Here is a 14,570-nt window from a genome sequence, read left to right as displayed (position 1 = left end):
AATGGCTCTAAAATCTTATAAAAAACGACAAATGGCTTCTACTGAATCTTTAGCATCACCAAATAACATTTGTGTATTATCTTTAAAGAATAATGGATTTTGAACACCTGCATAACCCGTGCTCATCGAACGTTTAAAAACCACAACATTCTTAGCATTCCAAACTTCTAATACTGGCATACCTGCAATAGGGCTTGTTGGATCCTCTGCAGCTGCAGGATTCACCGTATCGTTAGCGCCAATAACAAGGACAACATCAGTTTCAGGGAAGTCATCATTAATTTCTTCCATACCTAAAACAATATCGTAAGGCACTTTAGCTTCAGCTAATAATACATTCATGTGACCTGGTAATCTTCCTGCAACAGGATGGATAGCAAATCTGACATTAATGCCCTTATCTTTCAGGATCCGTGTCATTTCATAAACAGGATATTGTGCTTGAGCAACTGCCATGCCGTAACCTGGAGTGATAACAACAGATTTCGCATTACCTAATAAAGCCGCAACCGCTTCTGCTGATGCTTCAACATGTTCGCCGTAATCTTTATCTGTATCGATAACCACGTTTGTGCCAAAACCACCTGCGATAACACTGATAAATGAGCGATTCATCGCCTTACACATAATGTAAGATAATATAGCGCCTGACGAGCCAACTAATGCGCCCGTAACAATTAATAAATCGTTACTTAACATGAAGCCTGCCGCTGCTGCTGCCCAACCAGAATATGAGTTAAGCATAGAAACAACTACTGGCATGTCAGCACCACCAATGGACGCAACTAAATGCCAACCAAACAGTAAAGCAACAACCGTCATAATATATAATGCAGCTGAACTACCATCATTTTCAACAAAACTAAGCATTAACATGAAAGAAAATACTAACGCCGCTAAATTAAGCATATGACGCTGAGGTAACATAAGCGCAGCTGAATTGATTAAACCTCGTAATTTAGCAAAGGCAACAATAGATCCCGTAAAGGTTACAGCACCAATAAATACACCTAAGAAAATCTCAGTTAAATGTATGTTAGTTTCCATTTGCTGAGCCGAAGTTAAATAACCACCACGATGACCTGACATTTCAAAAAAGCTATTAAATCCTACTAAAACAGCAGCTAAACCGACAAAACTATGCAATATAGCTACAAGTTCAGGCATACCTGTCATTTCAACTTTTTTAGCTAAACGTAAGCCAATAACAGTACCAATAACCATAACAACAATGATAGCGCCAACGTTTGATACTCTTTCGTCGGCGATCGTCGCGATTAACGCGATAGACATACCAATAATACCGAACCAGTTGCCTCTTTCAGCCGTTTCTTGCTTACTTAAACCCGATAAACTAAATATAAACAGTAATGCAGACACTAGATATGCAGCACTAATAAATCCACTTGAAAATTCCATAGTGCCTCCTATCTTCTAAACATTTTTAACATGCGTTTTGTTACCATAAAACCACCAACAATATTAATTGTGGCAATAAGTACGGCTATCGCAGCTAAAACTTGAATAATGGTATTGTCTTGCCCTATTTGTAATAAAGCACCAACGATAATAATACCTGAAATAGCATTCGTAACACTCATCAATGGAGTGTGAAGAGAATGACTAACATTCCAAACAACGTTGTAACCAATAACACAGGATAGAACGAAAACCGTGAAGTGTGAGATAAAGTCAGCCGGAGCAACACTAGCTACCCAACCAAACAATAAAGCAGCGCCCGCCATCAAACCATATTTTTTCAATGGACTTGTCGGTACTTCTGGCTCTGATTCAACTTTAACGGCAGGTTCAGGTTTAGCCGCAGGAGCAGCACTGGCTTGAATTGGCGGTGGTGGGAAAGTAATTTCGTTGCCTTTAACCACTGTCATATTTCTTACAACAACATCATCAAAATCTACCTGAATAGTACCGTCTTTTTCTGGGCATACTAATTTAAGTAAGTTAACTAAGTTGTTCGCGTAAAGCTGTGATGCTTGGTTGGGTAAGCGTGACACAAGATCGGTATAACCAATAATGTGTACACCATCAATATCAGCAATTTTTCCTGGAACCGTTAGTTCACAGTTACCACCGCCCGCTGCTGCCAAATCAACAATAACAGAACCTCTTTTCATTGATTTAACCATAGCTTCAGTGATCAGCTTAGGTGCTGGTCTACCTGGGATCATGGCTGTGGTAATAATAATATCGACGTCTTTAGCTTGTTCAGCAAAAAGTGCCATTTCAGCTTCGATGAATGCTGCACTCATTTCTTTAGCATAACCATCACCAGAACCTGTATCTTCAGGTTCTTCGTAATCAAGCTCTAAAAATTCAGCACCCATGCTTTCAATTTGTTCTTTAACTTCAGGACGAGTATCAAAAGCTCTAACAATAGCGCCTAAACTACTGGCAGTACCAATAGCTGCAAGACCTGCAACACCAGCACCAATAATCATTACTTTAGCTGGAGGCATTTTACCTGCAGCTGTAATTTGTCCTGTCAGAAAACGTCCAAAATTATGCGTTGCTTCAATTACAGCACGGTAGCCTGCAATATTTGCCATTGAACTTAGTGCGTCCATTGACTGAGAGCGTGTCATTCTTGGTACCATTTCCATGGCAAAGGTTGTAATAGATTTTTCTTTTAAGGCTTCTAATAACTCAGGAGATTGAGCAGGAGCAATAAAGCTGATGAGATGGATCCCATCTTTCATTTGAGAAACTTCGTCAAGAGTTGGAGAGTTTACTTTAAGTATAATATCTGACTGCAAGCATTGAGCTTTAGTGACAAGTTCAGCACCAGCATCTTCAAACTCTTGATCTGTGAAACTTGCTTTTTTCCCTGCATTTTTTTGCACATTAACAGCAAAGCCTAGCTTTATTAGTGCAGCTACCGATGTGGGTGAGGCAGAAATTCGATTCTCCCCCGACAGCACCTCTTTGGGTATACCAATATTCATAGTTCACCTTTATTATTATGTTTTATAATCGATACAAAAAATCCATCGTGCGGAATCAGGATCCGCTGATAGGGATGGATATACATCAAGTTGATTGATTTTTTATCAACTTGATACATTATTAACCGTAGCAAATATGTACAAATAATGAAAGTAAAGAATGAAAGGGATAACTTACAAACTGAAAGGTAAATCTTTCGAGTTAATCGATATCCTCTAAAGGCCAAGAAACAATATAATCTTCAAAGTTAACAATACTAATATCGTCATCTTTAACTATTTTTCCTCTAACCGACATACCTGCATTATGCATAGCCGTTTTTTTACCTTTATGAAGTAATGGATGCCAAGAAGGTATCCCACGACCTTCTTGTAAGCGTCGGTAAGTACAACTTGGTGGCATAAAAAACACACCATCTAAATTGTCTTGTGTTAAACGCACGCAATCAGGTACAAGGGTTGTGCGCTCTGCGTATTTAGTGCATTGACATGATTTTTCATTAAGTAAAAAACAGGCAATATTCGAGTAATGAATTTGCTCACCTTCTTGAATATGATCTGTCGGTAAAAGCTCAGTTGACTCATCTGTTGTTTCGTCATCAATAAACTTATTTAAACAACATTTAGCGCAACCATCACACAAAGATTCCCATTCAGTTCGAGACATTTCTGACAGGGTTTTGTTTTCCCAAAAAGGTGTTACTACTGGCTTAACAACCTTTGCTGATTTCTTTGGCATGCGCTCTTCTCTACTCTCTTTTTGAATACAATATATGAAATTGTTCTAACTTGTTATTAGCGAGTGTTACCTTTTACGTTTTATAAAACAGGTTTAACTACGCGCTTATTGTTAGTTACTAATTTTAGCGAATATACAGGTTGTTTATTTATTAAGATGCTTAACCTAACATTGAGTGTAGTTTAAGCTCTATAAACTTACCTATTCACGAAGGTAATTTTATCAGGGACTATACACGTAACAACAGGCCATTACGTGTAAATAAACAAAGAAAAGCGCTTGTGCTAACACTACTTAGCCCAAGCGCTTATCTAAAATAGACGTTAATCTATTGGTGGAAATTTAATGCGGTCAGATAGATGCCCTACAGAACTTACAAAGTAGTAGCTTAGATTCCAATGCATTAAGCTTTTGTAGTTGTCGTAAGCTAAATATGCTCTGCCGTTAGCGTCATCAGGAAAAACTAACGCAGCGGTTAAGTCAGCTTCAGGTAAATTAGTACCATCTGTACGTCTAACACCTAATGCTTGCCATTGTGCGAGTGTTTTTTCTGTTTTGCTCCAAGCTTTTAACCAATTTGCTCGGCTACCTGTATTTTTAGGAATAGCTAAAGCAGTATCAAAACCTTCAGGAAGTTTTACTTGGCGTCCCCATGTTAGGTCGCCGTTCCATTTTTCATTTTTAAGGTAATTAGCCATTGAAGAAAAAACATCGGCGTAATTTCCCCATATATCTTTTTTACCGTCGCCATCACCATCTACTGCATAGCTAAGAAAAGATGTTGGCATAAATTGATTTTGTCCCATAGCGCCAGCCCAAGAACCTTTCATATCCTTAATTGAAATATGACCTTCTTGTAAAATAGTTAGTGCTGCCCATAATTGCTTTTTAAAGAAGACTTCTCTGCGACCCTCATAAGCCATAGTTGATAAAGCTGAGATAACGTTATAGTTACCCATAATTTTACCAAAGTTGGTTTCAAGTCCCCATAAGGCAACAATAAAACGCGGTTGTACACCATATTTAGCGCCGACTTCAGTTAATAGTTTTTCATGCTTTTTGTATTCGCTACGCGCACGTTCAATTTTCCAAAGAGGTACACGTTTTGGTAAATAAGTGTCTAGCGTTTCAACATTTTCTGGCTGACTTTTATCTGCTTTTACAGCACGTTTATGAAAAGTTACGCTTTTGAAGCTACTCTCGATAATTTCAGGCGTATAACCTTTTTCAAGTGCTTCTACTTTTATTGCTTCAATATAAGCTTCAAAGCTAGGCTTTTCTGCAACAGCATCATTTGCTGTAGCGTAACCAGTGAATAATATAGCGCCGCTAAGAATAATAGTTTTTAGCATAATTGTCCTCACTAAAGCATTTGATAAAATTGAAGAGCTATTTTGTTTAAATAATGATGTTAGTTTCACAAATAAAATTCCTTTTATTAATTAGTCATTAACCTGTTTTGCTTTTTTCATGTCTATTTTATGTTGATCTAGCATGTTTTCTTGAGGAGGTGGTAACTGTAAATAGTAGCCTTGATCCTTCAACTTCTCTTTCACTGCATTAATATCTGCCATAGCGAGTTTTGTTTTATCCGCAAGGTTCATTACGGTAACTAAAGTTGGTTTACCAAATACCGACATTAATGCCTCAGGTACACCAGAAAAATCGTTTCTCTTACTAACAAATAAATATGTTTGAGCTTTTTTAGGGCTTTTATAAATGGTGCACAACATGATTAAAACCTACAATTTATGAATAATATAAATTATCAATATTGAGAATATAACACGCCAAATAAGTCACTTTCATGTTAATTGACGTAAAGTATGTGTGTATTTGTAACTAATTTATTCAGAAGAACTAGGCTAAAAATAATGAAAGCGAGAATAGCTAGTGCCTGAATAAAGAAACAATTACGCCGACTTAAAGTCGTTATTAGCAAAAGCTTGTAACTTTTTACCAAACAGCTCTAAGCGCCAGCCATTTAAAATATCAACAGCACTTAAATCATTCTCAGCGTTATTAATTTTGAAATGCCAACTTAAAAATTGATTAATTTGTTTTTTAGACGCTAAGTTCTCAGGTAATAAGTCAGCCGCTTTCGCCTCGGCAATTACAAAGGTTTTTACGTGCTTGAATATTTGCTTATAGGCAGGATATTCGTCTAAGCGAATAATCACTTGAGGATACTCACTTTCAGGCACTTTGTTCGCTTGGCTAAGCACTTGTAACATAGCTTTACCTTTGTGCTTTACGTCTAAAACTTCGATACCTTCAATACCTAACATAGCACCTACACTAATAGGATTACGCTGCGCTATAGCAATTAAAGTATGGTCTTTAGCAATAAAGCCTAATGGCATATCTCTTTTTTGCGCTTGCTGATAACGCCATGAAGCTAAATATTTTAAGCCATTAAGCTGCTCAGCATTTAGTTTCCAATTCATTTTAATGTTTAGGTACATTAAGTTTTCATCTATAGGCGAAAACTTACGATCTATCATTAATTGAGTTTCTTGTTGCGCAGCCTCTAACCAACCAGCCTCTTTAACAAGTTCAAGAATCTTAGGGAAAATTTGATGTAGGTATTCAACATCAGCTTCGGCATAGGTTTTTTGACGTTCAGTTAAAGGTCGTTTGATCCAATCAGTTCTAGATTCAGACTTATCTAACTCAACACCTGTGAAGTGTTGCACTGTAGCAGCGTAACCCAGCGATAACCCATGACCTAAAAACGCCATTAAAATTTGACTATCAATTAAGTTAACAGGTTTGCAGTTTGCTGCTGTAAGGAATACTTCTAAATCTTCAGAACAAGCATGTAGCACTTTACAGATTTTTTCATTGGTCATTAACGCCCAAAAAGGCGATAAATCTTCGATAGTTACAGGGTCAATTAAGGCAATAATATCGCCATCGCTAACCTGTAACAAACCTAATTTAGGATAAAGTGTTCGAGTACGTACAAATTCTGTATCTATCGCTAAGTACGTTGATTTCTCTAATATATTGCACAATTCAACCAGAGTAGAATAATCTTGAACGTACTGTCTTTTTATTATTTTTTCCACGGAAAACCTTGAGAGTAATTAGACCAATAAATTAACGTTTGATGACTTAGCATGAATTAATCAATTGGGTGTTAGATGATAACAACACTGGTTGAAGACGTTTATTAATGGTGACAGAACTTTATGACAACTTAATAAACGCCTACAGAAATTTACTTACGGCGACGAATCGCTTGTTGTCTGGTTTGATGTTTTTTAACTGAGCGGCGAATACGACGACTTTTAGCGTTGTCCATTGTCTTTTCGTCAACTTTTACTTTGCTTTGTGTTTCTAATGGTAAATCAACAAGCTTACGATAATAGTTAACATCTTTTAATGCTAATTCAGTCCAACCACCTAAAGGTAATTGACGTTTCATTTCCATATCGCCATATCTTACACGGATCAAGCGACTTACTTGTACTTCTTGGCTTTCCCATAAACGTCTTACTTCACGGTTTCTGCCTTCAGAAAGTACAACATGGAACCAATGATTTCGACCTTCACCACCTTTGTAAGTGATCTTTTGAAACTTAGCTAAACCATCTTCTAACTTAACACCTGCACGAAGTGTTTGTAGCATTGCTTCATTTACTTCGCCAAATACACGTACTGCGTATTCACGTTCTACTTTTTTCGATGGATGCATTAAACGACTAGCTAATTCACCATCTGTAGTAAATAACAACATGCCTGAGGTGTTAATATCTAATCGACCTACAGCAACCCAGCGACCATCTTGTAATGGTGGTAATCGGTCAAATACTGTTGGACGACCTTCTGGATCTTTACGTGTACACATTTCGCCTTCAGGCTTGTTGTACATTAATACACGACATAAATCGTCTTCTTTAGCTTTAATGCTAACAAGATGACCATCTAATTTAATTTGTTCGTTACCTTCAACGCGGTCACCTAAGTAGGCTACCTTGCCATTTACGGTAATACGACCAGCACTGATGAAGGTTTCTAGCTCTCGGCGTGAACCTTTACCCGCTCGGGCTAAGACTTTCTGTAGTTTTTCAGACATTTTTAATTCTCGTTCGTCAGTAACTTCACAAGGGGTGCTTGGCACTTTTGCTACGCTGCTGTCTCAAATAGTTGAATTTATGGTTTCTGTTATTGACGTTAATATTTTTAACTAATATGAGTTAATCATATTAAATGTCATCAGATAATGTAAATTCAGTTAACGGTACTTTTTCAATAGAAAGCGGTTCAGGTAGATCACTTAATGTTTCAAGTGAGAAGTAATCAAGAAATACTTGAGTAGTTGCATATAGTACAGGTCTACCAGGAACTTCTTTATATCCTACTATATCTATCCAGTTTCTTTCTAATAAAGTTTTCATAATTGCGCTGCTCACGGCAACGCCTCTTATATCTTCAATTGCACCACGTGTTATGGGTTGTTTGTAAGCAATTAACGACAGTGTTTCTAATAGTGCTCTTGAGTATCTTGGCGCTCGCTCTTTAAATAAATTGGCGAGTTCGTTGCTAAATTTGGCTACGGCTTGAAAGCGATAACCTGATGCAACTTTGACTAATTCAATGCCTCTATTTTGATAATGAGCGCGTAGCTCATTAATTTGAGCAATTATACGCTTATTAGATACATTGTGCTGTTCTAATACTGTTTTTTTGAGTAATTGAACCGACAGTGGTTTATCAGCAACAAAAAATGCAGCTTCAATCAAACATTTAAGTTGTTCATCATTTAATAAAGCCATTATCTAAACACTTTCTTGTGCTTTTAATGAGACTTGAATAGGTCCAAACACTTGCGCCTGAATACATTCAATTAATGAGTCTTTGAGTAACTCTAAAATAGCGAGAAAAGTGACCACAACACCATGACGCCCTTCTTTAATATTGAACAATTTACTGAATTCAATATAAGGATTGTTGGTTTCTACATTACGTAATTGGTTAAGAATATAAGTCATTCGTTCACGTGTTGATAAAGCTTCTTTTTGAATATAATGATGTTCCAGCGCTTTTGTTCTTTTCATAATATCTTGTAATGCACCAACCAAATCAGATAAATCGACATCGGCGTCAATCGTTCTTGGCTGAAAATTATCAGGTACATTAGCATTACCAATAAATACATCTCTGTCTAAGCGTGGTAATTGGTCTAACTCGTTAGCAGCATGTTTTACTATTTCATATTCTTGTAAACGTCTAACTAATTCTGCGCGAGGATCTTCTTCAGAGTCTTCTACTGTTTGTTTAGGTAATAATAAGCGTGACTTAATTTCAGCTAATATTGCCGCCATAACTAAATATTCAGCAGCTAACTCTAATTTAATGTCCTTCATCAAATCGACATAAACCATATATTGCTTAGTAATAGGAGCTATAGGTAAATCTAAAATATTGAATTTTTGTTTACGAATTAAGTACAGCAGTAAATCCAAAGGACCTTCAAAAGACTCTAAAATAATTTCGAGGGCATCGGGCGGAATAAACAAATCAATCGGCTTATCAGTATAAGCTTCGCCGTGGATCATGGCCAAAGGTAAAACCTGTTGGACCATTTTCCCGTCGTTTATCTTTGTGCTAGTTTTCTGCAAGAGTTAATCCGCTACCATAAGCTTTATTCAAAGGGACTTGGGTCGCCTTCACCTACTCGAATAATTTTAATATCGCCGTCAGAAAAATCGACAACCGTTGTAGGATGCTCGCCTAAATGACCACCATTAATAATAAGATCAACTTGGTGTTCTAAAAGATCGCGAATGTGTTCAGGATCAAATTCAGCTCTACTTTCACCAGGCATGATCAAGGTAGTCGACATGATAGGTTCTTTTACTTCAGCCAATAAAGCTTGCGCAATATTGTTGTCAGGAACACGAATACCTATAGTTTTACGCTTTGGATTTAATAAACGTTTAGGTACTTCTTTAGAGCCTTTAAAAACAAAAGTATAAGGCCCTGGCGTGTTACTTTTAAGTAGTCGGTATGCACTATTGTCTACACGCGTATATTCAGAAAGTTGAGATAGATCACGACAAATAAGTGTGAAGTTATGACTTTTCTCTAAATTTCTTATATTACAAATACGTTCTAAGGCTTTCTTATCGCCCATGTGACAACCAATGGCATAACCAGAATCTGTAGGATAAACAACAACAGCTCCATCATGGATCATGGCTGCTGCTTGCTTCATTAAACGACCCTGTGGATTATCAGGATGAACATAAAAAAATTGACTCATAAATTACTCCATTCTTTTGTAGTTTAACGGTTTAGGATTTCAGATTGCAGTTTCTCTGGCCATAACGACCAAATAGGGAGTGCTTTTTCAGGCATACGTAAGTTACGACCTAAATCACTCCATTTATTATGAGGATGATGAAAGTCAGATCCCATTGAAGCATGCAAATCATATTCTAAACAAAAGCTTAGCATTAATTGTCGTTGGTCGTTACTCATTTGTGGCAGAACGATCTCTAAACCGTCACCACCTTCTTGTTTAAATTGAATAACTAAACGTCTAAGCCATTTGGTTGATAAGTCATATCTTACTGGATGCGCCATAACAGCTGTGCCGCCAGCTTGATGAATAGCATCTATCGCTTCTTCAATAGTACACCAGTTAGGTTTTACATAGGCACGCTTGCCCTTACCTATATATTTATCAAAAGCGGCCTGCATTTTAGAAATGCTACCTTGTTGTAATAATACTTTAGCAAAATGAGCTCGAGTTAAAGACCCACCGTCAGCCATTGCTTTAGCTTTTTCGTAAATACCTTCAAATCCACATTTAGCTAATTTCTCACCCATACTGACCGCTCTACTTTCTCGAGCAATCTGCTGGTTTTCAATAAGCTTAAGTAACGCAGGATTTGTTCGGTCTATATTCAAGCCGACAATATGTATTTCGAAGCCTTCCCATGCCGTAGATATTTCAATACCGTTGATTAAATTTAACGCGTATTTTTTTTCGCTTATATAACTATTTGCAATATCTAAGGCCGATACCGTATCGTGGTCGGTAATCGCTAAAACATCGATTTGGAAGTTAGTCGCCCTTTCTATGAGCTCTTGAGGAGTTAACCCGCCGTCAGAGAATTTAGTATGGCTATGTAAATCAATGCGTAAATTTGAAAAGTCTTGAGATTCTATGGTTGACATAACATCCATAATGAGTTCTTCTATAGAGGATTTTATTTGCCTATGTGCAAGTTTACTGAGATGAAGAAGATAATGATACAAACAAAACAAACTATTTTATTAATTTGGTGGTGGCATAATTCTACATAAGTAGGTTGTGGCGATTGTTTGTATGTAAATTATACAGAAAAATATATTCCAAAAAACCTGCTTACCTAAGCGGGTTTTTTACGTTTTACACATTTAGAAAATAGAGATTAAAATGATAATAGTTAAAGTAAAAAGTTGGTTTATATGGTGGCTTTTGCCCATTTACGCTGGATGACAACTCCCTTATAAATTAGAATACTAGGAACAAAAATGAATACCAAAGAAATCATGAATACATCAACGATTGGTCAAGTACATACCCTAACGGATACCGCAAATTATCAAGCCGATCCTTTAGCGGTTTACCATAAAATTTGTGGCGACAATAACCACAACATTTTACTTGAGTCGGCTGAAATTGATAAAAAGCATCAACTAAAAAGCTTATTATTAACCCACGCCGCATTAAAAATAGTATGCAATGGCAATACGGTAACATTCACTGTGTTAACGGATAACGGTTTAGCTGCTTTAGCTTTTGCCAAACAAGCATTAAAGCAACATGCTGAACTCAGTAGCACAGACAGTCAATTAATCGCTACTTTCCCTGAAGTTACTCAACAGCTTGATGAAAAGTCTCGTTTGTTAGCGATTAACCCTTTTCAATGTTTGCGTTTATTTAATGACTTAGCTCCAGCTCTGGCTGATGAGTTTCATGATTTCTCTGTATTCTTAGGTGGTGCATTTGCTTTTGACATGATGTCGATGAGTGAAAAACTACCTGATGTGGCTGACGGTGAAAACACCTGCCCTGATTTCGTTTACTATCTTGCTGAAACATTGATTGTTATTGATCACGAAAAGCGAACGTCTGAAATTATCGGTAATATTTTCTCCGGTGCTGATGTTGAAAAAAGCAATCAAGCGATCAGAACTCGTATTACCGAGTTAAAAGCTTTATTAACGCAAAACCATACAGCACACCAAACTGAAAAAACCTCAAACCGTATTGAACTAGAAGTACATACCGATATTTCAGATGAGCAGTTTTGTTCTAACGTAAATTTATTAAAAGAAAACATTAAAGCAGGTGACATTTTTCAAGTTGTACCTTCTCGTTCTTTCAACTTACCTTGTTCAGATACTCTTAACGCCTACAAATCGTTAAAAGAAAGCAACCCAAGCCCTTACATGTTTTACTTAAAAGACAGTGACTTTTGTATGTTTGGTGCTTCTCCAGAGTCAGCATTAAAGTATCAACATAAAAACCGTCAGGTTGAGATTTACCCTATTGCAGGTACAAGACCTCGCGGATTTAACCCTGATGGAAGCTTTTCTCCCGATTTAGATAGCCGTTTAGAACTTGATTTACATTTAGATAAAAAAGAATTAGCTGAACATATTATGTTGGTGGATTTAGCTCGTAACGATATCGCACGCGTAAGCCAACCAGGTACTCGACATGTAGCCGACTTATTAAAAGTTGATCGATATTCTCATGTGATGCATTTAGTTTCACGCGTATGTGGCACTTTAGACTTAGATTTAGATGCTCTGCATGCTTATCAATCATGTATGAATATGGGTACCCTTTCAGGCGCGCCTAAAGTTAAAGCCACAGAATTAATCAGAAATATTGAAGGTAAACGCCGTGGTAGCTATGGTGGCGCTGTTGGTTACTTAACAGGTAAAGGTGAAATGGACACTTGTATTGTTATCCGTTCAGCTTTTGTTAGTAACGGTGTGGCACAGGTTCAAGCAGGAGCTGGTGTTGTTTACGACTCAGACCCTCAATCAGAAGCCAACGAAACCAAACAAAAAGCACAAGCAGTTATTAATGCGATAAAAGCGGCAGAAAATATGGAATTTTTATTAGTAAATTCTGAGCAAACTATTGAGCAAGTAAAGGAGAGTAAATAATGTCAACTTTACCTAAAATCATCATGCTTGATAACCTAGATTCTTTTACATATAACTTAGTAGACGAGTTTAAATGCTTAGGTTATGAACCACTTATTTATCGTAATACACTGACTGCTGACTACATTATTGAGCAACTAAATAATGAAGCTAAAAATAATGCTCAAGGTGTTATTTTAGTGTTATCTCCTGGGCCTGGTACACCAAGCCAAGCAGGATGTTTGATGGAATTAATTACTAAAACTGTAGGCAAGTTTCCTATTTTGGGAATTTGTTTAGGTCATCAAGCACTTATTCAACATTACGGTGGTGTTATTGATCGCGCGCCAGAAATTGTTCACGGTAAATCATCAAATATTCAACATACAGGTGAAGGCGCATTTTTAAATATTGCTAATCCATTACCTGTAGCACGTTATCATTCGTTAGTTGCGACAGAGATGCCTGATAATATAGAAATGATAGCTCAATTTACGACTGACAATGATGTGGTTTTACCTATGGCTGTTCAGCATTCTCAAGATGCAGCATTAGGCTTTCAGTTTCACCCTGAGTCAATATTAACAACCTATGGTAGTCATTTATTAGCGCAAACGTTAAAGCACTTAACTCGTTTACATCAACAAAAAACAGTGTAGGAATTCAGGAATTTATTATGTCGAAAAATAACCTATTACAAACGTTAGTTGATGGACAATCATTAAGTCAGCAAACTGCAGAGCAATTTTTTACAGATACCTTTAACGGCAATGTTGACCCGTCGTTATTAGCTTCGGTACTTACCGCTTTAAAAGTTAAAGGCGAAAGCTCTGAAGAAATTGCAGGGGCAGCCATTGCAGTTCGAGCTTGCGCAACAGCATTTCCAAAACAAACCACTGAAGTAGCAGATTGTGTAGGTACAGGTGGCGACGGTGCAAACACTATTAACATTTCAACTACCGCTGCCATTCTTGCTGCAGCTTGTGGTTTAAAAATGGCAAAACATGGTAACCGCAGTGTATCGAGTATGTCGGGTTCTGCAGATTTGCTAGAGGCCTTAGGTGTTAATTTATCTATGTCGCCTGAAACAGCAAGCGAGTGTTTAGCACAAGCTAACTTGTGTTTTTTATATGCGCCAGCGTATCACCCAGGTTTTAAGTATGCGGGTCCTGTGCGTAAAGCTATGGGCATAAGAACCTTGTTTAATATTTTAGGTCCTTTGGTTAACCCTGCTTTTCCATCAACCATGTTACTCGGTGTTTATACGCCAGAATTATTACCTGTAATAGCGCAAAGCTTATTATTAACAGGCGTAAAACGCGCTTGGGTTGTTCATGGTAGTGGTTTAGATGAAATAGCCTTACATGGTGAAACACAACTTATTGAAATAGCCAATTGTACAATGCAAGAAAAGACAATTTCTCCAGAAGATTTCGGCTTGTCGCGTTATACCCTTGAAGATATAAAAGGTGGAACACCTGAAGAAAATGCGAGTTACATTAAAAGCATTTTACAAGGCAAAGGCTTACCTGCCCATAATGCTGCCGTTATTATTAATTGTGCCGCATTACTCTACTTACATGACAGAACAGACAACTTGAAAGATGCTGCAGCGATGGCTGAAAAAGTTTTAGCGTCAGGCGAAGCATTTAACACACTAACAACTTTAGTTAGCGTTTCAAATAAAGACTTAAAGGCTGAAAAATAGC

14 protein-coding genes are annotated in these 14,570 nt (G+C 37.2%); 3 read left to right on the top strand and 11 right to left on the bottom strand.

The window, feature by feature from the left end:
- Nucleotides 1–15 precede the first annotated feature (15 nt).
- The 11 genes from pntB to rnm form a co-directional block, all read right to left on the bottom strand.
- A complete protein-coding gene (pntB, locus tag ACPUVN_RS03350) occupies nucleotides 16–1,419 on the bottom strand; it encodes a Re/Si-specific NAD(P)(+) transhydrogenase subunit beta (protein WP_426369961.1) in 1,404 nt (467 codons plus the stop codon).
- 8 nt (nucleotides 1,420–1,427) lie between these two features.
- Nucleotides 1,428–2,963 (bottom strand): Re/Si-specific NAD(P)(+) transhydrogenase subunit alpha, encoded by a 1,536-nt coding sequence (locus tag ACPUVN_RS03345; RefSeq protein ID WP_426369960.1) that lies wholly within the window; start codon nucleotides 2,961–2,963, stop codon nucleotides 1,428–1,430.
- A gap of 202 nt (nucleotides 2,964–3,165) precedes the next feature.
- Nucleotides 3,166–3,702 carry a YcgN family cysteine cluster protein gene (locus ACPUVN_RS03340; protein WP_426358019.1) on the bottom strand — a complete coding sequence of 179 codons (537 nt, stop codon included), beginning with the start codon at nucleotides 3,700–3,702 and terminating at the stop codon, nucleotides 3,166–3,168.
- Nucleotides 3,703–4,025: 323 nt separating this feature from the next.
- Nucleotides 4,026–5,054: a lytic murein transglycosylase gene (locus ACPUVN_RS03335; protein WP_426369959.1), complete on the bottom strand. Its 1,029-nt coding sequence runs from the start codon at nucleotides 5,052–5,054 to the stop codon at nucleotides 4,026–4,028.
- 90 nt (nucleotides 5,055–5,144) lie between these two features.
- Nucleotides 5,145–5,435 carry a YcgL domain-containing protein gene (locus tag ACPUVN_RS03330; protein ID WP_426358021.1) on the bottom strand — a complete coding sequence of 97 codons (291 nt, stop codon included), beginning with the start codon at nucleotides 5,433–5,435 and terminating at the stop codon, nucleotides 5,145–5,147.
- A 180-nt stretch (nucleotides 5,436–5,615) separates the two neighbouring features.
- Entirely contained in the window at nucleotides 5,616–6,773 is a 1,158-nt protein-coding gene (gene rnd / locus ACPUVN_RS03325; RefSeq protein ID WP_426369958.1) for a ribonuclease D, read from the bottom strand.
- 152 nt (nucleotides 6,774–6,925) lie between these two features.
- The gene (gene rluB, locus ACPUVN_RS03320; protein WP_426360579.1) at nucleotides 6,926–7,783 is read right to left on the bottom strand and encodes a 23S rRNA pseudouridine(2605) synthase RluB; all 858 of its coding nucleotides are present in this window, start codon (nucleotides 7,781–7,783) and stop codon (nucleotides 6,926–6,928) included.
- A gap of 130 nt (nucleotides 7,784–7,913) precedes the next feature.
- The gene (gene scpB / locus ACPUVN_RS03315; protein ID WP_426358023.1) at nucleotides 7,914–8,483 is read right to left on the bottom strand and encodes an SMC-Scp complex subunit ScpB; all 570 of its coding nucleotides are present in this window, start codon (nucleotides 8,481–8,483) and stop codon (nucleotides 7,914–7,916) included.
- Between the two features lie 3 nt (nucleotides 8,484–8,486).
- On the bottom strand, nucleotides 8,487–9,293 hold the full coding sequence (locus ACPUVN_RS03310; RefSeq protein WP_426358024.1) for a segregation and condensation protein A: 807 nt from the start codon (nucleotides 9,291–9,293) through the stop codon (nucleotides 8,487–8,489).
- Between the two features lie 59 nt (nucleotides 9,294–9,352).
- The gene (locus tag ACPUVN_RS03305) at nucleotides 9,353–9,973 is read right to left on the bottom strand and encodes an L-threonylcarbamoyladenylate synthase (RefSeq protein WP_426358025.1); all 621 of its coding nucleotides are present in this window, start codon (nucleotides 9,971–9,973) and stop codon (nucleotides 9,353–9,355) included.
- Between the two features lie 23 nt (nucleotides 9,974–9,996).
- Nucleotides 9,997–10,902 (bottom strand): RNase RNM, encoded by a 906-nt coding sequence (gene rnm / locus ACPUVN_RS03300; protein ID WP_426358026.1) that lies wholly within the window; start codon nucleotides 10,900–10,902, stop codon nucleotides 9,997–9,999.
- A 330-nt stretch (nucleotides 10,903–11,232) separates the two neighbouring features.
- On the opposite strand from rnm, the gene ACPUVN_RS03295 reads away from it, so the two are divergent.
- From ACPUVN_RS03295 to trpD, 3 genes are read left to right on the top strand one after another with little or no spacing between them, the layout of a single operon-like run.
- Entirely contained in the window at nucleotides 11,233–12,882 is a 1,650-nt protein-coding gene (locus tag ACPUVN_RS03295; RefSeq protein ID WP_426358027.1) for an anthranilate synthase component 1, read from the top strand.
- The gene (locus ACPUVN_RS03290) at nucleotides 12,882–13,520 is read left to right on the top strand and encodes an aminodeoxychorismate/anthranilate synthase component II (RefSeq protein ID WP_426358028.1); all 639 of its coding nucleotides are present in this window, start codon (nucleotides 12,882–12,884) and stop codon (nucleotides 13,518–13,520) included. The genes ACPUVN_RS03295 and ACPUVN_RS03290 overlap by 1 nt, the downstream gene beginning before the upstream one ends.
- A 17-nt stretch (nucleotides 13,521–13,537) precedes the next feature.
- Nucleotides 13,538–14,569 carry an anthranilate phosphoribosyltransferase gene (gene trpD / locus ACPUVN_RS03285; RefSeq protein ID WP_426358029.1) on the top strand — a complete coding sequence of 344 codons (1,032 nt, stop codon included), beginning with the start codon at nucleotides 13,538–13,540 and terminating at the stop codon, nucleotides 14,567–14,569.
- The last annotated feature ends 1 nt before the right edge of the window (nucleotide 14,570 follow it).

Source organism: Pseudocolwellia antarctica, assembly GCF_049933045.1.
GTDB lineage: Bacteria > Pseudomonadota > Gammaproteobacteria > Enterobacterales > Alteromonadaceae > Pseudocolwellia.
The sequence above is the reverse complement of the archived record's forward strand: the minus strand, read 5'-3'. Positions and strand labels throughout refer to the sequence as shown.